The 24,612-nt window shown below is 33.6% G+C and carries 21 protein-coding genes; 17 read left to right on the top strand and 4 right to left on the bottom strand.

What is annotated here, in order from left to right; all coding sequences use genetic code 11:
- Positions 1–13: 13 nt before the first annotated feature.
- Genes NEH74_RS00405 through NEH74_RS00395 form a run of 3 tightly spaced genes read left to right on the top strand, consistent with a single transcriptional unit; the run spans position 14 to position 4,089 of the window.
- Positions 14–1,060 carry an ABC transporter substrate-binding protein gene (locus tag NEH74_RS00405; RefSeq protein ID WP_055275121.1) on the top strand — a complete coding sequence of 349 codons (1,047 nt, stop codon included), beginning with the start codon at positions 14–16 and terminating at the stop codon, positions 1,058–1,060.
- A gap of 19 nt (positions 1,061–1,079) precedes the next feature.
- Positions 1,080–2,786, top strand: a complete 1,707-nt coding sequence (locus NEH74_RS00400; protein WP_262940880.1) for an adenine deaminase C-terminal domain-containing protein — start codon at positions 1,080–1,082, stop codon at positions 2,784–2,786.
- The gene (locus NEH74_RS00395) at positions 2,770–4,089 is read left to right on the top strand and encodes an amidohydrolase (protein WP_262940879.1); all 1,320 of its coding nucleotides are present in this window, start codon (positions 2,770–2,772) and stop codon (positions 4,087–4,089) included. The genes NEH74_RS00400 and NEH74_RS00395 overlap by 17 nt, the downstream gene beginning before the upstream one ends.
- Before the next feature lie 239 nt (positions 4,090–4,328).
- Here the strand turns inward: NEH74_RS00395 and NEH74_RS00390 are convergent, their stop codons facing one another.
- The 3 genes from NEH74_RS00390 to NEH74_RS00380 all read right to left on the bottom strand — a co-directional run bounded on the left by NEH74_RS00390 (position 4,329) and on the right by NEH74_RS00380 (position 8,627).
- Positions 4,329–5,669, bottom strand: coding sequence for a sensor histidine kinase (locus tag NEH74_RS00390; RefSeq protein ID WP_262940878.1), 1,341 nt, complete (start codon positions 5,667–5,669; stop codon positions 4,329–4,331).
- Positions 5,670–5,679: 10 nt separating this feature from the next.
- Positions 5,680–6,411, bottom strand: a complete 732-nt coding sequence (locus NEH74_RS00385) for a LytR/AlgR family response regulator transcription factor (protein WP_055242671.1) — start codon at positions 6,409–6,411, stop codon at positions 5,680–5,682.
- A 752-nt stretch (positions 6,412–7,163) separates the two neighbouring features.
- Positions 7,164–8,627 carry a Ppx/GppA family phosphatase gene (locus NEH74_RS00380; protein WP_212724020.1) on the bottom strand — a complete coding sequence of 488 codons (1,464 nt, stop codon included), beginning with the start codon at positions 8,625–8,627 and terminating at the stop codon, positions 7,164–7,166.
- Between the two features lie 197 nt (positions 8,628–8,824).
- Here NEH74_RS00380 and NEH74_RS00375 point away from each other — a divergent pair, with 197 nt between their 5' ends.
- From NEH74_RS00375 to NEH74_RS00310, 14 genes are all read left to right on the top strand, one after another.
- A complete protein-coding gene (locus NEH74_RS00375; protein ID WP_244969110.1) occupies positions 8,825–10,909 on the top strand; it encodes an RNA degradosome polyphosphate kinase in 2,085 nt (694 codons plus the stop codon).
- Positions 10,910–11,058: 149 nt separating this feature from the next.
- Positions 11,059–11,550: a hypothetical protein gene (locus tag NEH74_RS00370; protein WP_055242665.1), complete on the top strand. Its 492-nt coding sequence runs from the start codon at positions 11,059–11,061 to the stop codon at positions 11,548–11,550.
- 101 nt (positions 11,551–11,651) lie between these two features.
- The gene (locus tag NEH74_RS00365; protein ID WP_055242663.1) at positions 11,652–12,269 is read left to right on the top strand and encodes a hypothetical protein; all 618 of its coding nucleotides are present in this window, start codon (positions 11,652–11,654) and stop codon (positions 12,267–12,269) included.
- A 196-nt stretch (positions 12,270–12,465) separates the two neighbouring features.
- On the top strand, positions 12,466–13,770 hold the full coding sequence (locus NEH74_RS00360) for a hemolysin family protein (RefSeq protein WP_212724018.1): 1,305 nt from the start codon (positions 12,466–12,468) through the stop codon (positions 13,768–13,770).
- A gap of 290 nt (positions 13,771–14,060) precedes the next feature.
- Positions 14,061–15,272 (top strand): SH3 domain-containing protein, encoded by a 1,212-nt coding sequence (locus NEH74_RS13610; RefSeq protein WP_317452410.1) that lies wholly within the window; start codon positions 14,061–14,063, stop codon positions 15,270–15,272.
- Between the two features lie 65 nt (positions 15,273–15,337).
- Positions 15,338–15,640 carry a hypothetical protein gene (locus NEH74_RS00345; protein WP_055244956.1) on the top strand — a complete coding sequence of 101 codons (303 nt, stop codon included), beginning with the start codon at positions 15,338–15,340 and terminating at the stop codon, positions 15,638–15,640.
- A 683-nt stretch (positions 15,641–16,323) separates the two neighbouring features.
- Positions 16,324–17,052, top strand: a complete 729-nt coding sequence (locus NEH74_RS00340; protein WP_055305814.1) for an HAD family hydrolase — start codon at positions 16,324–16,326, stop codon at positions 17,050–17,052.
- A gap of 24 nt (positions 17,053–17,076) precedes the next feature.
- Positions 17,077–17,706, top strand: coding sequence for an HAD-IA family hydrolase (locus NEH74_RS00335; protein ID WP_055305815.1), 630 nt, complete (start codon positions 17,077–17,079; stop codon positions 17,704–17,706).
- Between the two features lie 107 nt (positions 17,707–17,813).
- Positions 17,814–18,794: a LacI family DNA-binding transcriptional regulator gene (locus tag NEH74_RS00330; RefSeq protein ID WP_055305816.1), complete on the top strand. Its 981-nt coding sequence runs from the start codon at positions 17,814–17,816 to the stop codon at positions 18,792–18,794.
- Between the two features lie 211 nt (positions 18,795–19,005).
- Entirely contained in the window at positions 19,006–20,670 is a 1,665-nt protein-coding gene (locus NEH74_RS00325) for a glycoside hydrolase family 32 protein (RefSeq protein ID WP_055305817.1), read from the top strand.
- A 14-nt stretch (positions 20,671–20,684) separates the two neighbouring features.
- Positions 20,685–22,061 (top strand): MFS transporter, encoded by a 1,377-nt coding sequence (locus NEH74_RS00320; RefSeq protein ID WP_055305818.1) that lies wholly within the window; start codon positions 20,685–20,687, stop codon positions 22,059–22,061.
- A 120-nt stretch (positions 22,062–22,181) separates the two neighbouring features.
- The gene (locus tag NEH74_RS00315; protein WP_055305819.1) at positions 22,182–22,361 is read left to right on the top strand and encodes a hypothetical protein; all 180 of its coding nucleotides are present in this window, start codon (positions 22,182–22,184) and stop codon (positions 22,359–22,361) included.
- 74 nt (positions 22,362–22,435) lie between these two features.
- Positions 22,436–22,648, top strand: a complete 213-nt coding sequence (tnpB, locus tag NEH74_RS13640) for an IS66 family insertion sequence element accessory protein TnpB (protein ID WP_411040356.1) — start codon at positions 22,436–22,438, stop codon at positions 22,646–22,648.
- Positions 22,649–22,666: 18 nt separating this feature from the next.
- A protein-coding gene (locus NEH74_RS00310) for an IS3 family transposase (protein WP_411040355.1) occupies positions 22,667–23,997 on the top strand; the annotation gives its coding sequence in 2 pieces (ribosomal slippage) (positions 22,667–23,066 and positions 23,066–23,997; 1,332 coding nt in all).
- A 144-nt stretch (positions 23,998–24,141) separates the two neighbouring features.
- Here NEH74_RS00310 and NEH74_RS00305 read toward each other — a convergent pair.
- Complete coding sequence (locus tag NEH74_RS00305; protein ID WP_055305822.1) at positions 24,142–24,591, bottom strand: cyclic nucleotide-binding domain-containing protein; 450 nt, start codon at positions 24,589–24,591, stop codon at positions 24,142–24,144.
- Positions 24,592–24,612: the final 21 nt, after the last annotated feature.

The raw sequence follows: 24,612 nt of genomic DNA, 5'->3' as shown, positions 1-24,612 counted from the left end.
GAGAATGAGAAGTATGAAGAAGACATGGAAATTAGCATTAGGTGCCGCAATGGCATTAACACTTGTAACAGGATGTTCAGCAACGGAAGATTCAGGGAAACAACAATTAGTCGTTTCAACTTGGGGATTAAGTCAAGATGTATGGGAACAAGAAGTTAAAATCCCATTTGAAGAAAAATACGATGTTGAATTAGTTTTAGATACAGGTGGAACAAACGATCGTTATACAAAATTAGCTAACAATCCAAACTCTACAGTTGACATAATTGAATTATCACAAGCAACTGCAGCAAATGGATATGAAGCGGGATTATTTGAAGAATTAGATTATTCAAAAATTCCAAATGCTAGTGAGTTAATTGAACCAGCAGCTGAATTAGCTGAGAACGGTTTTGGTGCTGCTTATACAGTAAACAGTATTGGAATTATCTACAATCCGGAAGCTGTTGGATTTGAAATCAACGATTGGTCAGATTTATGGAATGAAGAATTACAAGGAAAAATCTCAATCCCAGATATCTCAACAACGTTTGGACCAGCAATGGTTTATGTAGCAAATGATGTTGTAGGTGGAGATATTGAAGCCGATCAAGGTGAAGCTGCATTCAAAGCATTAGAAGAGTTAAAGCCAAACATTGTTAAAACTTATTCTAAATCAAGTGATTTAGCAAATATGTTTGCATCAGGTGAAATTGCAGTAGCGGTTGTTGGAGATTTCGGAATCCCTACAATTGAGCAAGCACAACCAAATGTTAAATTCGTCGTACCAGCATCAGGAACTTACGTAAACTTCAATACGATTGATATTAATAAAAATTCTCAAAATAAAGAGTTAGCTTACGAATATGTAAACTGGCGTTTAAGCCAAGAATTACAAAGTGCAACAGCAGTTAGCTTAAATGAAGCACCAACTAACAAAGATGTTGTTTTAGATGAAGAAACAGCACAAAATAAAACTTATGGTGAAGTAGCTGACAATGCTAAAGTGATCAACTATTCATTTGTTAATCCATTATTAAATAACTGGGTTGATCAATGGAACCGTATTGTTAATCGTTAATTAGGGCGGAGAATTCAATATGGATATGATCATAAAAAATATTTCAGTTTATCAAACATTTACACAACAATTTGAAATGAAAGATGTATTAATTGAGAATGGCCGTTTTTCTAGGATTGCTGATGAGCTATCAATCACTCATGAAGAGGTGATGGATGGAACAGGGAAATGGATGATACCAGGTCTAATTGATATACATATGCATATTGAAAGTTCTATGACGTTACCTTCACGTTTCTCTCAAGCCGTTTTACCTCATGGGGTTACAACCGTTGTGGCTGACCCTCATGAGATTGCAAACGTGTTTGGATTAGAAGGCATTCAATCATTTTTATCCAATGCAACTGCATTGGATATTTTTTATGGAATTCCTTCTTCAGTTCCGTCAACTTCACCTCAGTTAGAAACAACAGGTGGCTTCATTGGAGTGGAAGAAGTAAAGGAACTGCTTCAACACTCAGCTATTTTATGTCTTGGTGAAGTCATGAACTTTCAAGATTTATGTAAAAAAGAAACATCAACGATTAAAGAGATTATTAAAGTCTGTCAAGCGCTTAGACCATCTTTACCCATTGAAGGGCATTGTCCCAAAATTAGTGGAAAAGACTTAGCCGATTTCATTGGGGCAGGGGTAACAGCTGATCATACACAACAAACACCTGAAAGTATCATTGAAAAAATTAAGAGTGGAATGTTCTTAGAAATTCAGAAAAAATCAATGAATAAAGAAACGATTCAAACCTTGATGGATTATAATTTCTATGATTACTTTGCATTTGTCACTGATGATGTCATGGCGGATAAATTACCAAAAGGCCATTTAAATGAAATCATCAAATTAGCCGTTTCTTTAGGAATGCCTGTGGAAAAAGCAATCTATTGTTCAACATATACGCCAGCTAGACGAATGCATTTAGATGATCGTGGGATGATTGCTCCTGGTCGCTTAGCCGATTTTATTCTTCTGAGTGATGTCAATGATTTTATGATTCATTCAGTTTATAAAAATGGAAAGTGTATTGCAAGTGAGACTGTTTCACTAGAGGAAAATCATGATCAGAAGTTTCCTAATCACTTCTATCAATCCATTCAATGTAAAAAAGCTTCACCAGAAGATTTTGAAATTCATGTGAATGGCGTAAAAGCATTATGCAATGTCATTCAAACACAACCTCATTCAACGTTTACGAAACAGCTTCAAAAAGAAGTCCCAATTAGAGGTGGGATGCTAGATTATTTATCAGCAAACCTCTGTTTATTAACGATTTATGAACGTTACGGGAAGAATGGAAATATGGCGCATGCTTTATTAGATGCCCCTATCAACAAGCGCGGAGCAATTGCAACTTCTTGGGCACATGATCATCATAATGTCATGGTGATGGGGAATCATACTGAAGATATGATGTTAGCTCAACAGACGCTTTGCGAGATGCAAGGAGGGTATGTCGTTGTACAAGATGGTCATGTGGTAGCTAAAGCTTACTTAGAAATTGGAGGTATCATTAGTGCTCAGCCAATTGACGTTTTAGCTAAGCAACTTGAAGATGTTCGATTGGCGATGCAACAATTAGGTTATCAACATGATAATGAAATCATGTCTTTCTCAACATTATCACTTCCAGTCTCACCTGAACTGAAGGTGACTGATATTGGAATGATTAACACAAAAACACAAGGAATTGTTCCATTGATTGAGGAGGCTTATTATGAAGACATTAATTAAACATGCTTGGATTTTAACAATGGATGAAGTATTAACAACCTATCCTAAAGGAATGTTAATCATCGAAGATGATCAGATTTCTTATGTTGGAGAATATAAGGCGGAAATGGAGCAACATGTGGATGAAATCATTGATGCGGCAGGTGGTCTACTGATTCCCGGTATGATTAATACGCATGCTCATGTTTCAATGATTCCATTTCGTTCATTAGGTGATGATTGTCCAGACCGACTTCGTCGTTATCTTTTTCCATTGGAAATTGAATGTATGACAGAGCCACTTGTTTATGAGGCGGCACGTTATGGTATTTTAGAGATGCAGCGTAGTGGTGTGACGACGTTTTTAGATATGTATTATTTTGAAGAAGAAGTGGCTCGTGCCTGTGAGGAATTAAATATGCGTGGTGTGCTTGGTGAAACGGTGATTAACTTCCCAACCTGTGATTGTAAGGAAGCTTATGGTGGGTTAGCTTATAGTGAGGCATTCATTAGTAAATGGAAAAATCATGAGTTAGTCACACCTATGATTGCTCCCCATGCGACGAATACGAATGATGCCGCTGCTTTAAAGACAGCACATGAAATCGCTGAGAAATACGAGACGTTAATTTCGATGCATGTGGCCGAGATGGATTATGAAATGAAAGAATTCCGTGAAACGTACGATATGACTCCCGTTGAATATCTGGATTCCATTGGTGTTTTAAGTCATCGATTAGTCGCTGCTCATTGTATTCATATCAATGAACATGATATGAAGTTAATGGCAGAACGTGGGACAAGTGTTGCACACTGTGTGGGATCAAATATGAAAGCAGGAAAAGGAATTGCTCCTGTTAAAGAGATAATCCAGCATGGAATTGCTGTTGGCCTTGGAACAGATGGACCAAGTAGTGGGAATACACTCGATTTATTTACACAAATGAAAACAGCGGTTTATGCGCAAAAGACTCATTATAAAGATCGTTCATTATTTAAAGCTGAAGAAATCGTTAAATTAGCGACGATTGGTGGGGCGAAGGCATTAAAAATGGATGATCGCATTGGTTCACTTGAAGTTGGGAAACAGGCTGATATTGTCTTAATTGAAACAGATTCGGTAAATATGTTCCCAATTTATGATCCATATTCAGCGATTGTTTATAGTGCAAATGCCTCAAATGTAGATAGTGTTTGGATTAATGGTACTCGTGTCTTAAGTAATAAACAGTCAGTCTTTAATCTACAAGAAATTAAAGCAGCACTTCAACATGAAATGAAACTATTTCAAAAACGAGCAGTTGAACGTTCAAAAGAATTATAATCGATATAAGAAAACCTCAGATGGAAAATCTGAGGTTTTTATTTTCTATTTAAATTATTGCTTTTAGGCTATAGTCTAAATAAATAGATGGGTGTAATTAAGCGCCATGCACAGGGGATTAAATTAATTGAGTTCATTTATAAGTAAGTATAGTGTATATATCAATAATCCAATCCATCTTATAAAAAACATTCTGTCTTAGAGAGAACAGAGTGTTTGAAAATGTGGAAACAAAGATCTTACTCATGACTAAGAGGGATTTTAATGTAAAATCTGAACATATTTTTTTCCTCATTGACATCAAATAAGGCGATCCCATTAGCGGATTCGACGATGTTTTTAATACTTTCAATCCCAACACCATGTTGTTTTTTATTTCGTTTTGTTGTTCTGATTTTATTTTGTTCAATAATAATTTCACCATTAAAGCTATTTTGAGTATAGAGAATAAAGAAATCATCTTTAATATAACTTTTAAAGATAATTTTTCTCATCTCCTGCTCATCTTGTCTGATACAGGCCTCATAGGCATTATTTACAAGGTTTCCAAAGATTCGGCTTAGTGATAAGTCACTAAGTGATAAATGATCAGGAATCGAGCATTCGGCATTAAACTCAATGTTTGCTTGTTTACATCTTTCAGATAAGGATTTTAGGATGACATCTACAATCAGTCGATTTGAGTAACACTGATTTTCTGTAACAATAACTTTAATATCCGAATCAATCGTTTTTAAAATTTCTTGTGCTTTTGGAATATCTCCTTGATCGAGAAAATAACTGATATTAGTTAAGACACTTTTAAAGTCGTGATTATACATTCTTAGAATTTCCGCGTAGTGATCTCGTTTTTTATAAAGTTCCTCTTGATGTTCAAGTTGTAGTGAAATTAATTTATTATTGAGCTCAACTTCTTTAAATTTGATTTGTTGAATTTGTGTAAACAAAAGGAAATAGTAACAAAGACCGATAATTACTCGATTCATTAACAATGGAATAGTTGTTGTTTTGATATTAGCGGAGTAAAAGTCAATATAGTTAGAATTTAGCATGAGAATCACGAGTGTTCCTTTTACTAAAATCGTAAACTTTAAAATAGGGATATTCATTAATATTTTCTTAGCAACATCTAATGGAAGTAGTTTATTAAAATTAAACAGGATAAAAAGTACAATAATGCGGGAGACACAGAATGAAAGCATATAGTTTCCTTTATCCTGGACAAGAGTATACATACTTTGGTTTGTGATGAGTGATGAGACACCAATGACGATATCACGTGTCAGAACGAGTTGAAAGACGATGTTAATGCAGATAATAAAAATAACTGACTTGAGATCAGTAAAACAAAGTCTTAGAGAAAAATATAAAACGATACTTAAAATAAAGTAGGTTAGAGGAATGAAAATCTTATAGGTGATTAAAAACATTGAAACAAGTGTTAAAAATAGTGATAAGAAGGTAATCATCATGCGAGAAGAAAATCGCGTCGTTAATAGCTTGTTAAAATAGTTTAGCTGACAAACATTATAAATATAGATTAAAATAAAAAGAATTAATTGAATTAGCTGCTCACTCATAAGGGTACCTCTATAAAAGGATATGGTCTAGCTCATTTTTTAGATAGTTCTCTTTGAAGGTAGACGAGTACTTTCGTCCAATTGGAATCGTAATCCCTTGCTTAAGAGAGCATTCTGATTTATTAAAGGAGCTGATGTAGGTTGTGTTAACGATGTATGATTTGTGACAACGGATGAATCCATACTCGTTAATTTTTTCAGCTAAACTATTAAGTGTTGTATTCAGTTCTTCTTTTTCACCGGATAGATTATATAAGATGACCTTTTTTCCGATACTTTCAATATACAAAATATTATCAAGTTTAATTAGTTTATTTGTCTGTTTACTTGAAATCATAATACTTTTCTTTCTCTTTTTTTCAACTTCCATCATCGCTCTTAAAAAGGTTCCTTTTAATTGTTCTTCATCACGTAAATCTTTAATTAGATAATTGAATGGCTCAACTGAGAAAGAGTCGAGTGCATATTCTTTACTAGAAGTTAAAAAGATAATAATGCCAGTATAACCGAATTTTCTTAAAAGTTGCCCCGCTTCAATTCCATTCAACTTCTTCATAATAATATCAATAATAACAATATCGATTCGATTAGGATTGTCTTCTAATTCAAAAGTAAGGCTTTCACCGCTGGTATAGGTTTCCATCATAATCGGAATATGATAGATATCTGCTAATTCATTAATTTTTGTAGAATAGTAATTTAAATAATTAAGATCATCATCACATAAACAAATATTAATCATTGTTAAATTTCCCCCCTATAAAAATTCAATATAATACAAAAAATGTTCAATACGTATCATGAAAAAATAATGACTTATGCAGAGCTTGGAATCATTCTCATAATGACGACAAAATGTTTGTTTTTTCTACTATTCATATCTTACCATAAAAGAATTAGGAGACATAGGAAAAAACTATATAAAATAGAGGGAAGAATTATACTAAAATCTGAACAGTTTAAATTAATCCATTAGTTGATTTAAATGTCGTTTATGCCTTAGAAGATGTTGTTTGTACCCAAGTCGTAACTTTCTACTAGTTTCTTGTTATAATAAACATGTTCTTAGAGGTTTAATCTTTAAGAGAATATTCTCTATAAATTCCCAAAATCATATATTACCCTATTTACTCTAAGCAGATTCTCTTTCCCATATTTACAGAGATTTTTACTGAAGAGTATCGTTTTTAAAAGAAGCTACCTCCCAATAGCTTCTTTTTATATTGTAAATGAAACTATTAAATAATCTTTTTAGGAAAGACCTAAATTTTTCTATACAACTGGGTGGAATTTAGATAATCATGAATTGTAACATTTTATTATTGTTTAAGAATTAAGCGTGTTTAATGGAAAAAACCTCCCTTATCAAAGGATTTAAGATCTTTGGTAAGGGAGGTTTTAATTTATTAGAGATAAAAGAAGTAGTTATTTTGTTCTTTAGTTTGAAGATGACTCTAGCTTCGACTTTAGTAATATAGGCTTCATACCATCAGTTTAATGAATCATTAACTTTTTATTAAAGACTTCTGTGTAAAGTTTAGATAGGGTTTCAAGTTTTCCGATATAAATGCTTGGAATTGGATGTGAAAATTGGATTTGTATGTTATTTTCCTTTACATGAAGTGAGGTGAATTCTTGTTTTAATGCAGTTAGATAGCTTGCAAGTTGAAGGATAAGTGAAAGTTTTTTACAGTGAGCAAGATCTGGCTCATTTAAGACATTGGCATGTTCTAATTTAATATTGAAGCGATCTAACAATTTCACAGTATAAGCACACATTAATTGTTCCTTTGGAGTTAAGCCGTTTACTTGGACATTCATGAGTAAATGGAAGGTATGTTTATTCACATTTTGGTATGAGATGACTTGTCCAATCTGATGAAGTTTACTAATCGTTTTTAGAATATTGACTGAAGAAGGATCATTAATGCCTAATTGATTAGCAAGTGTTAACGTTGATTGTTTTAGTCGGTCGTTATGATGCTCATCAAGTTTAAAATGAGTGAGCAAGTTACAAAGTGAATAATCGAGAACTGAATGAGTTGGAAGATCAAGTTGTTTAAAGATTAAACCTTGACGGATTCCATAGCGGTTAATGACAAGTTCTTTAGAATCAATGTAGCTCATTAAAGCTCGAATTGTCATTAAACAACCTAACACAATATCCGCACGTTCCTTCGTAATTCCTTTTACACCTAAGCGATCTTTTAAAGAGAGAGGCGCTAACATGTCGTAAACAGTTTGAAAGTTCTCACATGTGAGGATGTATTGATGTTGAAGTTTAAAGTTATCGCCAATAAGATTACGATAGATTTTACTAATCATACGAATTGTACCACCAATTCCGACGATTGGTAGATGAATGGCATCTTTTAACCAAGGAATGTCGTTAAACGATGAATTAATAAAATTCTTGAAAGTTTCCGATTTTTCTTGGGTAATTTCGTCTCCTAAATTGAAATTTTTACTTGTGACGATTGCTCCAAGTGGAAGACTGATCGAGTTAATCAATTTTTTATTTTTTACGAGGACGACTTCCATACTTGATCCTCCGATGTCGATTTGTAAATAATCTGATAAATCAATCGTATGAAGTGTTGCTAAGTAACCGTAATAAGCTTCCATTTCCCCAGGAAGAAGCTCGACCTGAATATTTAACTGCTGATTAATTTGATTTAAAATATGTTCTGAGTTTTTTAGACGGCGCGTCGCTTCGGTTGCAATTGCTAAGATGGTTTTCGATTGATGATAATCACTAAGATGTTTAAAGTAGCTTAGAATATCTATTAATTTCTTTGATCCCTCTTCACTTAAGGTTTGATCTGGCGTCATGTATTGACTCATACGGAATGGGACTTTTTCTTCACAAAGAATATCATAATATATCTTGGAATTAAGATTAGTAATTAAGACCTTAATTGAATTTGACCCAATATCGATAATACTTAATTTTTTCAATGAAATCACACCTTTGTTTTCGAGTTATTACTTATTATAACAAAATCTTATTGAAGAAAAACGTGATTTTAGACAAAGATAAAAAGGATGAATTTTTTAACCAAAAATTAATAAAAATATAACAGAAGATTAACAATTACCCCCAAAAAATATGGTAGTTTGAAATAAAATGGGTAAAAAGAATAGGGAGATGTGTGATGGAATCATTAGATCAGCCAAGTTATTTTTTTAATCGTGAATTAAGCTTATTAGAATTTAATCAACGCGTATTAGAGCAAGGGAAGAATAAAGAAAACCCGCTGCTAGAGCGTGCGAAATTTCTATCGATTGTTAGTTCAAATTTAGATGAATTTTTTATGGTGCGTGTTGCTGGTTTATATGATATTTGCCAGGCAAAAGTTCAGACAGAGGATATGTCTGGTCGAAGTCCAATTGAGCGAATGAAGGAAAGTTTGTTTAAGACTAGAACGATTGTTTCCGAGCTTTATCAGACGTATGATGCATTGTTAGATGAACTCAAAGAGTATGGGATTGAGCTAGTAAAATATGAGGAGTTAGATCAAAAAACAAAAGGATACATGGATTATTATTATCAAAATCAAATTTATCCTGTTTTGACACCGATGGTCATTGATCAAGCCCGTCCCTTTCCACTTATTTTAGATAAGACATTAAATATTGGGTTGTTACTGATGGGAAAACAAGATCATGAGCAAGTTTTTGCTACGATTCAAGTTCCCTCTGTTTTACCGCGAATCGTTCCTGTTCCGACGGAAAAAGGATCGGTCCATATGCTACTTGAAGATTTAATTAAACCAAAACTATCCGAGCTTTTTAGTAGCCATGAGGTCTTACATAGTTGCTGTTATCGAATCACGAAGAATGCAGCGATGCACGTTGATGAAGAAGACGCTGAAGATTTATTAGAAACGATTGAACAATCATTAAAACAACGTAAGTGGGGAGAAGTGATTCGTCTAGAAATTGAATCTTCAGCTCCGCGTGAAATTGTACAAATTCTTGAAGAGGAACTCGAAGTAGAAGACGCTTATGTTTTCCGTGTTCATGGACCAGTAGACTTAACCTTTTTATCTAAATTAGGTAATATTGAAGGTTATAATGAGTTGAAGTTTACACGCATTATACCTAATTCAATTTCTGAATTAAAAGAACGTTCCATCTTTGATGTCTTGCGTGAGAAAGATATATTATTACATCATCCGTTCCAATCCTTTGATCCCATTGTTAAAATGGTCCAACAAGCTGCGGATGATCCAAAGGTTTTAGCGATTAAACAAACGCTTTATCGAGTCAGTGGACATTCGCCAATTGTTGAAGCATTAGCACGTGCGGCTGAGAATGGGAAACAGGTAACAGTGCTAGTCGAGTTAAAAGCCCGTTTTGATGAGGAGAATAATATTCACTGGGCTCGTAAGCTTGAAAAATCGGGCTGCCATGTGATTTATGGTGTTATTGGATTAAAAACACATTGTAAAATTCTTTTAATTGTTCGTAAAGAAAAGGATGGCTTAACTCGTTATGTTCATTTTGGAACAGGTAATTACAATGATGTCACTGCTAATTTTTATACCGATATGGGGATTTTAACATCGAATCACCAAATGGGTGAGGATGCATCGATTCTATTTAATATGTTATCAGGTTATGCTTCAGCAGATAAAATGAAGAAAATTACGATTGCTCCCCATAAGCTTCGTTTAAAATTTGAAGCATTGATTGATCGAGAAATTAAGCATGCTAAAGCAGGGAAAAAGGCACATATCATTGCTAAAATGAATGGCTTATATGATAAACAGATGATTATGAAATTGTATGAAGCTTCCTTGGCTGGCGTTAAGATTGAATTGATCGTTCGAGGCGTTTGTTGTTTGCGTCCACAAATGAAAGACATTAGTGAAAACATCACCGTACGTAGTATTGTTGGACGGTTCTTAGAGCATAGCCGTATTTATTATTTCTATAATGATGGTGAAGAAGAAATTTATATTTCAAGTGCTGACTGGATGTATCGTAATTTAAGTAAACGCGTGGAGACAATGGGAATTGTTGAGGATGAAGGTATTAAAGAAAAAATAAAACAAATCTTAGACATTTATTTAAGTGATAATACAAATGCCTATGAGTTACAGGCAGATGGAGGTTATGTTCCAGTTGAGATTAAGAAAAGAATTGTTAATTCTCAAATGGAGATGCTCCATGTAATGAAAGATGAAGCACCAAAGATTAAAATCTGCGACGTATTAATGCCAATTTTAAAATAACTGAGCAGTCTAAAAGCTAGTTTTAGCTTTGATAATTTAAGTGAAAAGCACCGATTAGATATTAATTTAATCGGTGCTTTTTTTCGTTCTGATTACCTATCTGTAGGAATAAAGTGATAGTAGAGTTAGACGAAATGAGGTGTTTAAGATTGGATTGGTTACATGTTAAAGATTTAGACGAATTAAAAAAATTAGGAAATTTTAAGGAAGTTAGAGCAGAAATCAAAAAGTTTGGTGGCAAAACAATTCATGTTTCTGGTCGGAGTTGGAAGGAGCTATTGGTATCGATTGAAGACTTTCAAAAAGCGATTCAACAATTAAATTTAAGCGAATGTAAAAACCTCGTAGATGAGGCAATGGTTAGTCCATCGAGTGAAAATACCAACCAAACGGTTAGCGAAAGCGGTTATTTTACAACAAAAGCAAGCGAATACATTTTTTACTTAACCGAATTGGATGGCGAAGCGCGAATGAATAAATTAGGAATTACGGCCACACATTTTAGTAGTAAACGAAAGGCTAAAACTTGGCGTGATCATATTTCTAAGGTCATTCATCCTGATGTTTGCAAACATGTTCATGCGAGTGATGCAATGGCTCAACTTAATGATTTGTACAATCAAATGGTTGGGAGGGAATAGCCATTGGGAAGAATGATTTAATTCTTTATCATCCAGGCAAAGATTTGAATTATCCCATTCCAGACATGGATGAAAGAATCTATAAAGGAGTTAAAACACAGTTGAAAAATGCATGGCGTGATGGTGTTTTAGTTGATGAAAAAGGATGGATATGGGTTAAAAAAGAGAAACTTCATACGATTTTACGAACTAGTGTGGATAATGCGAGATATATCGCAATGAAACTACCGAGTGAAGATAAGCAGTACTTTAATGGGGAGCCATATATTAGAGGTTTTCAAGTCGTTGCGCAGTTAGCTAAAGAGATTGAAGAAAATGGAGTAGGAAAAAGAGGATTAGCTCTTATTGCATCAAAAGAATTTTATGAGAGTATTTATATGTGTGATACGGTTGTTCGTCTGAGGTTAGAATACGATAAAGATAAAGCGGTAGCGCGTCGGACATTAAAGAAAAAACGTAAGAAAACTTATAATGTTAAATATGATGAATTAACAGGTGATCCATTAAAGCTGAATTGTGAATTCTCACATATACGTAGTTATGCAATTTATAAACAATATGCTGATGATATAGACAATGGTTTAATGGTTAATAAAATGACACATCGTTTAATTACCGAACGAGGAGTTAATGATGAAAACCAATTACTCGCCCTTTGTCAGGAACAAGGATGGAAAACGGATTGGTATGAAGTGTATATAAATAAGTTTCGTTTTTAAGGGGGCTATCTCAAGTTTGAGACAGCCCTTTTATGCGGGGATTTTTTGTTACCACCTGATAGGAAGTGAATATAGTATTAGTATCAAGGTAGATATTCAAAGAGAGTTGTAAAGATAATTTCCTGACTCATACTGAAGAGTCTTTCATATATTAGAATAGCCGTAAAATTCATAATATAGAGGAGAGATAAATTTTATGGACCCGGAACCGATGAGCTTAGTGTCACAATTTATTTTGATTTTAGTATTAACGTTATTGAATGCATTTTTTGCGTCAGCGGAGATGGCGATTGTATCGGTCAATCGAAATCGAATAAAAATGTTAGCAGATGACGGAAATAAGAAAGCATCCTTACTCGTTGATTTATTAGAAGAACCAAATAAGTTTTTATCAACCATTCAAGTGGGGATTACATTAGCAGGATTTTTTTCAAGTGCTTCAGCAGCTACAGGAATCTCAGAAGTTATTGGTGCTTCCTTATCACAGCTCGGTATACCTTATGCACAATCTATCTCGCTAGTAGTCATTACCATAATCTTATCTTATTTTACACTCGTCTTTGGTGAGCTTGTACCTAAGCGTATTGCTTTACAAAAATCAGAACAGATGGCGATGTTGTCGGTGAGACCGATTGTCTTTGTTTCTAAATTTGCGAAACCTTTCGTTAAACTCTTATCTTTATCGACTAACTTATTACTTCGAGTCATTGGAATGAGCGACACGGATTTAGAAGAAAAAGTATCTCGCGAGGAAATAAAATCACTGGTTGATGCAGGAGAAGAATATGGTGTCATTAATCAAATTGAAAAAGAAATGATTAATAGTATCTTTGATTTTGATGATAAACTTGCTAAAGAGGTTATGACTCCTCGGACTGAAGTTTATATGATTAATAGTAAGCTACCATTATCAATTGAAGAATTATTAGAAGAAAATTATTCACGTATTCCAGTTTATGAAGGCGATATGGACAACATTATTGGAATTTTATATCTTAAAGATTTTTTGCATGAAGCTTATCAAGTTGGATTTGAAAATGTGGATATAAAAAAATTACTTCATCGGCCTTATTTCGTACCTGAGTGTAAAAACATTGATCAACTATTTAAGGAGTTACAAAAATCTAAAAACCATCTTGCTGTATTGATTGATGAGTATGGAGGGTTCTCAGGAATTGTAACGATTGAAGATTTAATTGAAGAAGTGATGGGTGACATTAATGATGAATACGATGACGATGATCCTGTTATTCGAAAAATTGATAATGATACATATATTGTTAACGGATTGATTAGCATAAAAGAACTTAATGATAAATTGCAATTAAATCTTGATGAAGAGACAGAAGACTATGATACATTAGGTGGATTTTTAATTAACCAAATTGACTATATTCCAAGTGAAACAGAAGAGTGCATGGTCGAATATGAAAACCTTGTATTTAAAATCGAATGTGTGAAAGATAAACGAATCGAAATGGTTAAGATTCATATTCAATAAATGATTTTATGAGCGACCACCTCGAAATGAAAAAGAGATGATTTCTGTATTGTGCAGGAGTCATCTCTTTTTAACTAATATTTCTAATTATTGTAAGATAAAATTAAATACAGAGGTAGTGAAAGGACCATTCAATAAACTATTTTGTTGAATATGATAAAACAGGAACTAAGATATATAAGATTATAAGATATGTAACCGTCCCAGTGCATTATCCAAGTAATTGATTTAGTTCAAGAACTTCTAAATAACAATACAATATAAGACTCTTTAGAGGGAGGTTAATAAAAATGAGTTATATTTTTAAAGAAAACTTAGTTTCAAGTAGTAAATATTCAATCAAGTGTCCCTATCCCATGAAACCTAGATATGTTGTCTGTCATAATACTGCAAATGATGCATCAGCAACTAATGAAATCAGCTATATGATTGGTAATAATAATTCAGTTTCTTATCATCTTGCCGTAGATGATACGTATGTTATTCAAGGAATACCATTTAACCGTAATGCTTGGCATGCCGGTGATGGTAGTAGTGGACTTGGTAATCGTTATGGAATTGCCGTTGAAATTTGTTATTCAAAATCAGGGGGGTCTAAATATACCGCTGCAGAAGAAAATGCAGTTTATGTGATGGCACGACTACTATATCAATATGATTTAGGAATTGATGCTTTAAAACAACATGCTGATTTTTCAGCTAAAAATTGTCCACACCGAATTCGAGATGAGGGTCGTTGGAACAGTGTTAAAACAAGAGTAGAAACTGTTTTGCAAGCGATTAAAGAGGGAAGATGTGACCCTAAATTATCTAGTGGAACAACGGTTATCTCACCTCCGTATTCACCTGATGATGAGTCTCCAAGTTTACCAGGATTAAAATTTACAGTAAAAGTGATTTGTAATGAATTAAATATTCGTAAAGAAGCCTCATTCACAAGTCAAGTTGTAGGAACTGTTAAAAAAGGTGATGTTTATACCATTGTAGAAGTATCCAACGGATTAGGACGCTTGAAATCTGGAGCGGGTTGGATTTCAATGGGAACAGACTATGTTGAAAAAGTTAAAATTGACTCCCCAACAGACTCAACCGATAGTTCTTCAAGTTTTACTGTAAAAGTGATTTGTAATGAATTAAATATTCGTAAAGAAGCCTCATTCACAAGTCAAGTTGTAGGAACTGTTAAAAAAGGTGAAGTTTATACCATTGTAGAAGTATCCAATGGATTAGGACGCTTGAAATCTGGAGCGGGTTGGATTTCAATGGGGACAGATTATGTTGAAAAAGTTACAACCACTTCATCTTCCAGTTCATCTGGCTATCAAGTTAAAATTGTGAATTGTTCCGTATTAAATGTTCGATCGGGTGCAGGTACTAGTTACCCTGTCGTTACTACTGTTAAAGCTAACGAAGTTTATACAATTGTTGATGAAAGTAATGGCTTCGGAAAGCTAAAAAGTGGGGCTGGTTGGATCAGTTTATCCTATACAAAAAAAATATAAGTTCAGGAAAGGATTTAACAATCAATCTTTATGAATAACTAATATTTTCGGGGGGAGGTTAACTAATGATGGAACTGCTAGCAGTTGTCGTAGTCGCAATTCTGATAGAATCAGCCGTTGAAACATTCAATACATTATTCAAAAATAATGGGAAATTAAGCTATAAAAAAATCGGAGCAATTATATTAAGTATCGCAGTTTGTGTTTGTGCTAAGTTAGATTTATTTAGTATATTAGGAATAACTATGGTTGTTCCATATGTTGGGGAGATAGTTACTGGGCTAGTTGTGAGTCGTGGTAGTGGCGTCGTCAATTCCCTAATTGAAAAACTTATGCAATTAAGATCTTCAAAATCTACACAAGTATAGCGAAGAAAATAATTAATTTGAAATAAGATGAACAATATAAAGGACCATAGAAAAAGCTAAATTCGCCTTCTTTTATGATCCTTTTATTCTTCTTTAGTTAATTCATGAACTGGAACGGGATTTCCTATTACACTAGTATCATTGATTGCGATATCTAATTTTTCATAACATTCGATTGTTTGCTCGCCCATTTGTTTTGCATTTTCTTCAATGGAGGTATCTAAGTTTAGAAAGAGTGCCTCTCCAACTTTATCCTGAATATAAACTAGTGTTTTTGCGCCATTTACTTAATCATTATCAACAACGACGATTTTAGCGCCTTTTAATGGTCCTCTCATAGCAGTCACTCGTCCAATTTCCCATAATAATCATTAATTTATCTTTAAATCAATTTTTATAATAAGTTCCCATATAGATCCCTTTTCGATTTATCGTTCTTGATTAAAGGTATGATATTGTATGAACGTAATAGAATTTATTATCGCTGTAAATGATAAAAAATAGAATTTTATAAATCGACAAAGTAAAACGCATACAAAGCTGAATGGTAAGAATAAATTTAATGTTGTTTTATTCTTGATTTTTTTTAATTAGTTTGCTATTATAGTCCGAACACCATTTGTTAACACTAAATCTTAGTGTCAGTATGTTGTTCAAAATTTAATTTCAGCAGGAGGGGTAACATGTCTAAGATTGCAGCCTTTTTTGATATTGATGGTACGATTTATCGTGAAGGACTTATTACGGAAGTATTCAAGAAAATTATTAAATATGAATTAATCGAAGAGGATGTTTGGCATAACGAAGTGAAACCTGTTTATTTAAAATGGGATCGTCGTGAAGGTGACTATGATGAGTATCTATTGAAGATGGTGGATGCTTATAAACAAGCTATTCTTGGTGTAAGTAAAGAACACATTGATCATGTGGCACAAAAAGTTATCAATCAAAAAGGTGATCGTATTTATACTTTTACACGTGAAAGAATGAAATGGCATAAAGAACAAGGACATATTGTTATTGCAATATCAGGATCTCCAATTGAACTTGTAAGTAAAATGGCTATGAAGTATAAAATGGATGATTTTAGAGGAACAATTTATGAAACAGATGATTCAGGGCGTTATAACGGAAATGTTATTCCGATGTGGGATGCTGTTAGTAAACAAAAAGCACTTCGTGAGTTAGTTGAAAAGTATGATATTGATTTAAGTCAAAGCTACGCCTATGGAGATACGACAGGGGATTTAACAATGTTCCATCATGTTGGAACACCATATGCGATTAATCCAACAAAAGAATTAATGATGAAGCTAATGGAAGATCCTGAATTAAAGGAAAAAATTAATGTGATTGTTGAGCGTAAGGATGTTAAATATAAATTAGATTTAGATCATATCGAATTAATTTAATGAGCGATGAATAGGGGAATGACGATGATTAAACATGTGATTTGGGATTTTGATGGTACATTATTTGATTCTTATCCGGGAATGGTCAACGCCTTTTTAAGAGCATTAAAAAAGTATGGAATTGAAGCTAAGTATGATGAGGTTTTAAAGCTATTTTTGAATTCTGAAAAAACAGCCGTTCAATATTATCAAAAACGGTTTTTATTAGGTGAAGAATTAATTGAGGTATATCAAGATGAAAAAAGTCACATTGATTTATCAAGCATGTTACCATTTCCATATGCTAAAGAGGTTTGTCAAAGAATTAAAGAGGCGAGAAGATATAATTACATTTTAACGCATCGGGGGAGTACTACTTATGATATTTTAAGGAAGAATGGAATGGTCGAGTTATTCACAGAAATCGTGACAAAAGACAATCAATTTGCGCGAAAACCAGATCCTGAAGCGATATATTACTTACTAGACAAGTATCAGATTGATCTAAAGGAAGCGATGATTGTTGGAGATAGAGAAATTGAAATTCTTCTAGGACAAAAGGCCAAGGTTAAAACTTGTTTTTATGAAAGTGGAAATAGGGAACCTGAATTACAAGCAGATTATCGTGTGAAATCTCTTGAAGAAGTACTAGACATTATGAATATTAAAAACTAAACAAAAGCTAGTTACTTATCAGGGGAACTAGCTTTTGTTCTTAATGACTAAAGAATGGATGTTATGATAAAATAGAAAGAATGATAAATTGAAATGGATGGAGATTTATGGCGAGTATTAAAGATGTTGCGAGACGGGCTGGAGTGGCTCCAAGTACGGTCTCACTCGTATTGAATAATACAGGATATGTATCTGAAAAAACACGAGAAAAAGTAGAAAAAGCAATGAAAGAGTTAGATTATATGCCCAATGAATTGGCACGTAATTTATATAGAAATAAAACGAATATTATAGGAATCATTATTCCACATATTGATCATCCTTTTTTTAGTACATTTGTAAAATATACCGAAAAGTTTTTATATGAGTTAGGATATAAAACAATGATCTGTGGAACGGTAAATCGTGATCATGTAGAGAAAGAATTTTTAGAGTTATTACGCAGACAGGTAATGGATGGGATTATTATGGGGGCTCACACTTTAGATGTTGAAGAGTATCAAAAAATTAATCGACCTTTAGTAGCGATTGACCGTTATATTGATGCTAATATTCCGATTATTTCTTCTGATCACCATAAAGGTGGGGTGTTAGCTGCGAATAAACTCATCAGTAATGGTTGTAAAAAAGTGGTTCAAATTAAAGGGGCAACCATTGTTAATACACCAGCCCACGAATATCATCAATCATTTAGAGATATTTTAGAGAAAGCTTCCATTGAAGTTCATGATATTGAAATGGGAATTAATTGTTTTGAACCTGATGATTTTAAGAAGGTAGCAGATGAATTATTTAGTCAATATCCTGATGTTGATGCTATTTTAGGTGCTGATTTAGCTATTTTAGCTTGTTTGCAAAAAGCAAGGCAATTAGGTTATGAGGTGCCAGGAAATCTAAAATTGATTGCTTATGATGGAACTTATATGACGACAATGAATGAGACGATTATGACGTCTGTTGTTCAGCCAATTGAACAATTAGCACAAGAGGCAGCTAATGCGATTGTTAGTTTAATAGATGGAAAAGTGATTGAAAAACAACATCTTATATTAGATGTGGAGCTGCGAGAAGGACAGACAACCATTTAAAAGAATCGAAGGGGAACTGATATCAAAAATATGAGTTCCCTTTTCAGAGCAAAAAAAAATGTTTACAAATTTTGGTGGGTAACGCTTGCAAAAAATGTAAGCGTATAGTATGATAGTAGTATCGAACGGGTTTGATAATTTTTTCAACAGTATCGAACGGGTTTGATAATTTTTTCAACAGTATCGAACGGGTTCGATAGAAGGGGGAGCTATGAAATTTAATTCAGGGCAATATAATTGCTTAGAGATATTTGTAAAAAGTATTCAGGAAGAACAGGGCGAAGTAAGTTTAACTAATCTTAGTACTTCTGAATCATCAACAATTAAATCAGGAATCTTTAATTATAAGTTGGTAAAGTTTAATCTTGAAAAAGAGACAGAATATCAACTGAGCCTTTTAAATGCAAAAAGTTCAATTGCTTATCTAAGTGGACACGAAAATATTTTGGATACGGGTGTTAAATTTATTGAAGTAAAAAATAACGAGATGTTAGAAATTAAAGATGAACTAGCGAGTTGGTACGATACACCTTATCGTGAGCAATATCATTTTGGACCGTATAAAAACTGGATTAATGATCCGAATGGACTTTGTTTTTATAAAGGATACTATCATTTGTTTTATCAAGCTAATCCTCATTCTCAAGAATGGAGCCATATGCATTGGGGACATGCAGTTAGTAAAGATTTAATTCACTGGACTCATTTACCTTATGTTTTATTTCCACAAGATGAAATCTTAGAATCGAATGAATTAAAAGGGGGAGCATTCTCGGGAAGTGCTGTGGCGTTAGATAATCGAATTCAATTTTATTTAACACGACATATAGGTCCTTTAGAAGACTGTGACGAAACCAATCAATATCAAACTATGGTATCATCAGTAGATGGGGTCACATTTGAAGAAGAAAAAATTATTATTGAAAAACCAGGGAGTCCTTTTTCATTTAATTTCCGAGATCCAAAAGTCTTTTATCATGATGAGAAATGGAAAATGGTCCTTGGAACTCAGATTAATGATATCCCAGCGATTGTCATGTATGAATCAGATGATATGGAGAATTTCATTTATACCGGTGAGGTGCTGACAGAATCTAAAGAGGGTGTTTATACCATTGAATGTCCTGATTTATTTGAATTAAATCATCAATTTGTCGCCGTTGCCGCCTACATGTTCTATACAGACGAGTATCAACGTATTCAACCGACGATGTATTACATAGGAGATTTAAAGGGACATCGATTAGACGTCCATAATAAAGGACTGTTTGATTTTGGAAGTAACTTCTACGCAGTTCAAACATTTGAGCATGAAAATCGACGAATTGCAATTGGTTGGGTATCAGACTTTTATCATGAGCATGTTATCGAAGAGAATGGTGCTTATGGAAGTATGGCTTTGCCAAGAGAACTTCAGGTTATTAATCAACATCTGTATATGAAACCAGTTAAAGAAGTTTATGACTTAAAAGACAAGCTTCTTTATAAGGGATCAAAAGAAAATGTGTTATTAAATTCGATTGAAGGCAATACTTATTATGCAAAAATTAAAATTAACGGAGATAGTGATTTTTATTTTATACTTGGTAGAAGTCAGCAAGGATCAATCCGATTACAACGCAAGAATCAAATTACGTCTATTGAAACAGAAGGGGTGAAATCCAGTCATGCAAGCTTTGTTACTGATGTTTTAGACGTGAAAAGCTTAGAGGTTTTTGTGGATCGTCGTGTGGTTGAGGTCTTTATTAATGAGGGAGAGGCTGCAGGAACGAAGTTATTTTATACAGAAAGAAAAGATGGAATTTTTGAAGCAGTATTTGCTGATGTGGATGCAGTTGAAGAAATCAGCGTTTATACAATGAAATCAATTTGGTAGAGGGGGATTAAAAGATGAGTGTTAGTGTAAAAATGGTTGGAGGTAATGTAAAACAAGCAGGTTTAAGTTTAACCTCAAAACTAGCATATGGGTGTGGAGATGCCGGATGTAATGTGGTTTGGGGGGCAATGAGTGCATGGTTAATGTATTATTATACAAATGTTGCGCATGTCAGTGCTTTATCAATTGGGACTATTATGTTAATTTCACGATTTATTGATGGAATTACAGATATTATTATGGGATTAATTGTGGATAATACGAAATCAAAACATGGGAAAGCACGGCCTTGGTTATTAAGAATGGCCATTCCATTTGCCATTGCAACAGTTGCGATGTTCTCAGTTCCAGATTTCGATACGAAGACAAAGCTTGTGTATATCTTTGTAACCTATAATTTAGTCAATACGTTCTATACAGGGATTAACGTTCCTTACGGAGCTTTAAGTTCATTGATGACACAAGATCAATATGAACGTTCATTATTAAATATCTTCCGTGTTGTATTTGCCCAAATTGCTAACTTTATCGTGGCTGCAACAACAATGCCATTAATTCAGGCATTAGGTGGAACAAGTAGAGCTTGGTCAATGACGTATGCTATTTTTACAGGGGTTGCCGTTATTTTATTTATCATCAATTTCTTAGGAACTAAGGAAGTTGTTGGAGAAGAGGCCTCTAAACGTGAAACAGTTCCAGTTAAAATCGGATTAAAAGCATTAATTCGAAATAAATACTGGATTATTGTAACAACGCTTGGAGCTTTTACAAGTATCTTTTCTGCTTTAATGATCAGTGTAAACACTTATTACAGCCAATATATTTTAAATAATGTAAACTTAGCTTCTATTTTAAATTCAGCCTATATGATTCCAATGGTCATTACACTATTATGTATTGCCCCAATTGTTAAACGCATTGGAAAACGATACACAAATGTACTTGGTTGGAGTATTATTTTAGTTAGTTATTTAGTCTTACTAATTAATCCAACTCATACAATGATGGTTATTGGAACATCTTTATTACGTGGAGCAGGATTTGCTTGTGTGATGGGAGTACAATTTGCCTTTATTGCAGATACTGTTGAATATGGACAATGGAAGTCAAATGTGAGAACAGAAGGGTTAATTTTTAGTGCGCAAAGTTTCGGAGGGAAATTTGGTGCTGGAATCGGAAGTGCATTAGTTGGGGGAGTTTTAGCAATGGGTGCATATGATGGTTCGTTATCAGTTCAACCAGATACAGCCATCACAGCGATTAAAGTTTTATATTTGGGGCTTCCAATTGTCGTTATATTTATTCAATTACTACTTATGATTCCTTATCGATTAGATAAAGAATATCCACAAATTATTGCTGATTTAAAACAACGAGCAGAGGTAAATTAACTAGTTACAAGAATAGAGATTAATAATTATACTGTAAGCGGGTAATATAAACCTGTCTATTTTGACTTCCAACTTTAAGCTAAAATGAAGCTATCAAAGAAAAGGAGGTGAATTTTTTTTATGAAAGAAAATCCAATCATTGTTCCTGTTCAGTTAAATCAACCTTCATCTAATCAGCGCTATACCGATACCCCTTCATGTTACTTCAAAATAAACGGTGCTGAAGCGACGTTTTATAACGGAGTTGATAAACATATCTTACATGCCGTTTTAGCGGAGATGTCTAAACATGCTCGTTAATTTCTCGAATGTTCAAAACATATTCATTCCCTACCAGTGGAGGACACATTTACTTCGTAAATGGTAGGTGACCCATCGTTTGTGGTCAAACAGATATGCGCTGTGGCATTGATGGCTTGGTAGGTATCATTACAGACAAGTATAATCTTGATTTATTTAACGATGCCCTTTTCCTATTTTGCGGTCGAAAAAAAGACCGATTCAAAGCCCTAAAATGTACCCTAGAGAGTAGACAAATAAAAAAAGTCTACCCTCTAGGGTCTTTTTGGTATAATATAAACTATTAGATTTTGGGAGGATTTCAGATGAGCAAGAAGTTATTTACACCGCAAGAGATTGAACAACTCAAACAAAACGAATATGTTAAGTCAGTGTCTGAAAAAGGGATTACTTATACGAAAGAATTTAAGGAAAACTTTATTACGATGAGTGAGAAAGGAAAGTTTCCACGAGAGATATTCGAATACTATGGATTTAATGTTGAGATGCTTGGTATGCAGGGTGTAAATTCTGCAGCTAAACGTTGGAAACAAGCCTTTAAAACTCAGGGGCCATTAGGATTGGATGATAGTCGTACCACGAATTCTGGAAGACCTCTAAAGCGAGAGTTAACGATAGAAGAACAGTTGTTACGTACGCAAGCTGAATTAGAAGTTTTAAAGATTGAGAACGAATTATTAAAAAAGTTGAGACTCATGAGAAAAATGCTGGAATAGTCTCTAAAGAAGTAAGGTTTCAAATGATTCATCAAGTGGTGAGTCAGAAATCAACTAAATTTAACTCTTTAATTTCTCATTTATGCGATAGTCTTGGTGTTTCAAGATCAGGTTATTATCGTTATTTTTCGTCATGCGCTGAAGAAGCACGTTTAAAGCGACTAAAAGAGGAACAACAACGTTTAGAATTTATTCAACAGGCTATTCATTTCAAGGGACGAAAGAACAAGGGAATTCGCCAAGTAGCGATGACTCTTAAAGGAGAATTCAACATCTCCTTTAACCTAAAATCTATTCATCGAATCATGAAAAAATATGGATTATTGAGTAAAGTTCGTCGCAGGAATCCCTATCGTAAACTCGCTAAAGCTACGCAAGCACATCGCATCTGTCCAAATCTTGTTAACCGTAACTTTAGGCAATCACAACCCTACAAAGTTCTATTAACCGATATCACTTATTTAAAATATGGGAAGGGTCAGACTGCTTATCTCTCTACCATTTTAGATAGTGCAACGAATGAAGTTTTAGCCTTTCAATTAAGTGATAATTTAAAGATAGATTTTGTTCTCCAAACACTGAACCAACTTCAAGAAAATCCGACTGTCCAATTAACGAAAGAAACGATCATTCACTCTGATCAGGGAGTGCACTATACTAGTCCGCAATTTTCGAATCAATTAAAGGAATTAGGAATTCAACAATCGATGTCTAGAAAGGATAATTGTTGGGATAACGCTCCACAAGAATCATTTTTTGGGCATTTAAAAGATGAAGCAGCTATTACGAATCAAATGACATTTGATGATTTATTCATCGAAATTGAAGATTATATGGATTACCATAACAACTTTAGATATCAATGGAATTTAAATAAGCTGACTCCTGCAGGGTACAGAAATCAGCTTCAAGTTGCTTAGGTTTTTTTTTCTTTGTCCTTGATAAAGGGTACAGATTAAACAATCATTGGGTTTTCTTTCATAAAAAAATTGACCTCCTTTTCTTTGATAGCTTCATTTTAGCCCAAAGTTGGAGGTCAAAATAGACAGGTTTATATTACCCGCTTACCCTAAAAATACGTTAGTAACAATAGTATTAGATTCATTTAATTTATTAGCTAAATTTTCACAAGTTGTACGTAGAAAAATAGGATCTTGAAGAAGCATCGTTCGATATTTTTCAAGAGAAATACCGATGCACTTTCCATCAGAGATTGCTTCAACATTAGCAATAGCTTCTTTTCCCCATAGCGAAACAGAATCTCCCAGTGTTTCATATCCATCACAAAAAGAGAGGAGCGTAATATTACCAGAAGGTGTGTAGGAGTATACTCTTGCTTTACCTTCAATAATAAAGTATAAGTAATCAGAATAAAATCCTTGTCGAATTATAAAATCTCCTTTTTCAAATGAAAAGAGTTCAAAGTATGGCAATAGCTCACTTGAAAATCGTTGACTAATGTTGCTGTCATTGATTGAGGTTATTAGCAAATCCAAATTATTTATCTTCTTCATATTAGAAATCCCCACATTATC

Source organism: Turicibacter sp. GALT-G1, assembly GCF_025594995.1.
GTDB lineage: Bacteria > Bacillota_I > Bacilli_A > MOL361 > Turicibacteraceae > Turicibacter > Turicibacter bilis.
The sequence above is the reverse complement of the archived record's forward strand: the minus strand, read 5'-3'. Positions and strand labels throughout refer to the sequence as shown.

What these genes read in the sequence shown, in the direction of transcription:
- NEH74_RS00330 (WP_055305816.1), top strand. Translation starts at nt 17,814, where the DNA reads ATGGCGAGTATTAAAGATGTTGCGAGACGGGCTGGAGTGGCTCCAAGT.
- NEH74_RS00395 (WP_262940879.1), top strand. Translation starts at nt 2,770, where the DNA reads ATGAAGACATTAATTAAACATGCTTGGATTTTAACAATGGATGAAGTA.
- NEH74_RS00335 (WP_055305815.1), top strand. Translation starts at nt 17,077, where the DNA reads ATGATTAAACATGTGATTTGGGATTTTGATGGTACATTATTTGATTCT.
- NEH74_RS00345 (WP_055244956.1), top strand. Translation starts at nt 15,338, where the DNA reads ATGATGGAACTGCTAGCAGTTGTCGTAGTCGCAATTCTGATAGAATCA.
- NEH74_RS00375 (WP_244969110.1), top strand. Translation starts at nt 8,825, where the DNA reads ATGGAATCATTAGATCAGCCAAGTTATTTTTTTAATCGTGAATTAAGC.
- NEH74_RS00305 (WP_055305822.1), bottom strand. Translation starts at nt 24,591, where the DNA reads ATGAAGAAGATAAATAATTTGGATTTGCTAATAACCTCAATCAATGAC.
- NEH74_RS00320 (WP_055305818.1), top strand. Translation starts at nt 20,685, where the DNA reads ATGAGTGTTAGTGTAAAAATGGTTGGAGGTAATGTAAAACAAGCAGGT.
- NEH74_RS00405 (WP_055275121.1), top strand. Translation starts at nt 14, where the DNA reads ATGAAGAAGACATGGAAATTAGCATTAGGTGCCGCAATGGCATTAACA.
- NEH74_RS00390 (WP_262940878.1), bottom strand. Translation starts at nt 5,669, where the DNA reads ATGAGTGAGCAGCTAATTCAATTAATTCTTTTTATTTTAATCTATATT.
- NEH74_RS00360 (WP_212724018.1), top strand. Translation starts at nt 12,466, where the DNA reads ATGGACCCGGAACCGATGAGCTTAGTGTCACAATTTATTTTGATTTTA.
- NEH74_RS00340 (WP_055305814.1), top strand. Translation starts at nt 16,324, where the DNA reads ATGTCTAAGATTGCAGCCTTTTTTGATATTGATGGTACGATTTATCGT.
- NEH74_RS00325 (WP_055305817.1), top strand. Translation starts at nt 19,006, where the DNA reads ATGAAATTTAATTCAGGGCAATATAATTGCTTAGAGATATTTGTAAAA.
- NEH74_RS13610 (WP_317452410.1), top strand. Translation starts at nt 14,061, where the DNA reads ATGAGTTATATTTTTAAAGAAAACTTAGTTTCAAGTAGTAAATATTCA.
- NEH74_RS00400 (WP_262940880.1), top strand. Translation starts at nt 1,080, where the DNA reads ATGGATATGATCATAAAAAATATTTCAGTTTATCAAACATTTACACAA.
- NEH74_RS00385 (WP_055242671.1), bottom strand. Translation starts at nt 6,411, where the DNA reads ATGATTAATATTTGTTTATGTGATGATGATCTTAATTATTTAAATTAC.
- NEH74_RS00315 (WP_055305819.1), top strand. Translation starts at nt 22,182, where the DNA reads ATGAAAGAAAATCCAATCATTGTTCCTGTTCAGTTAAATCAACCTTCA.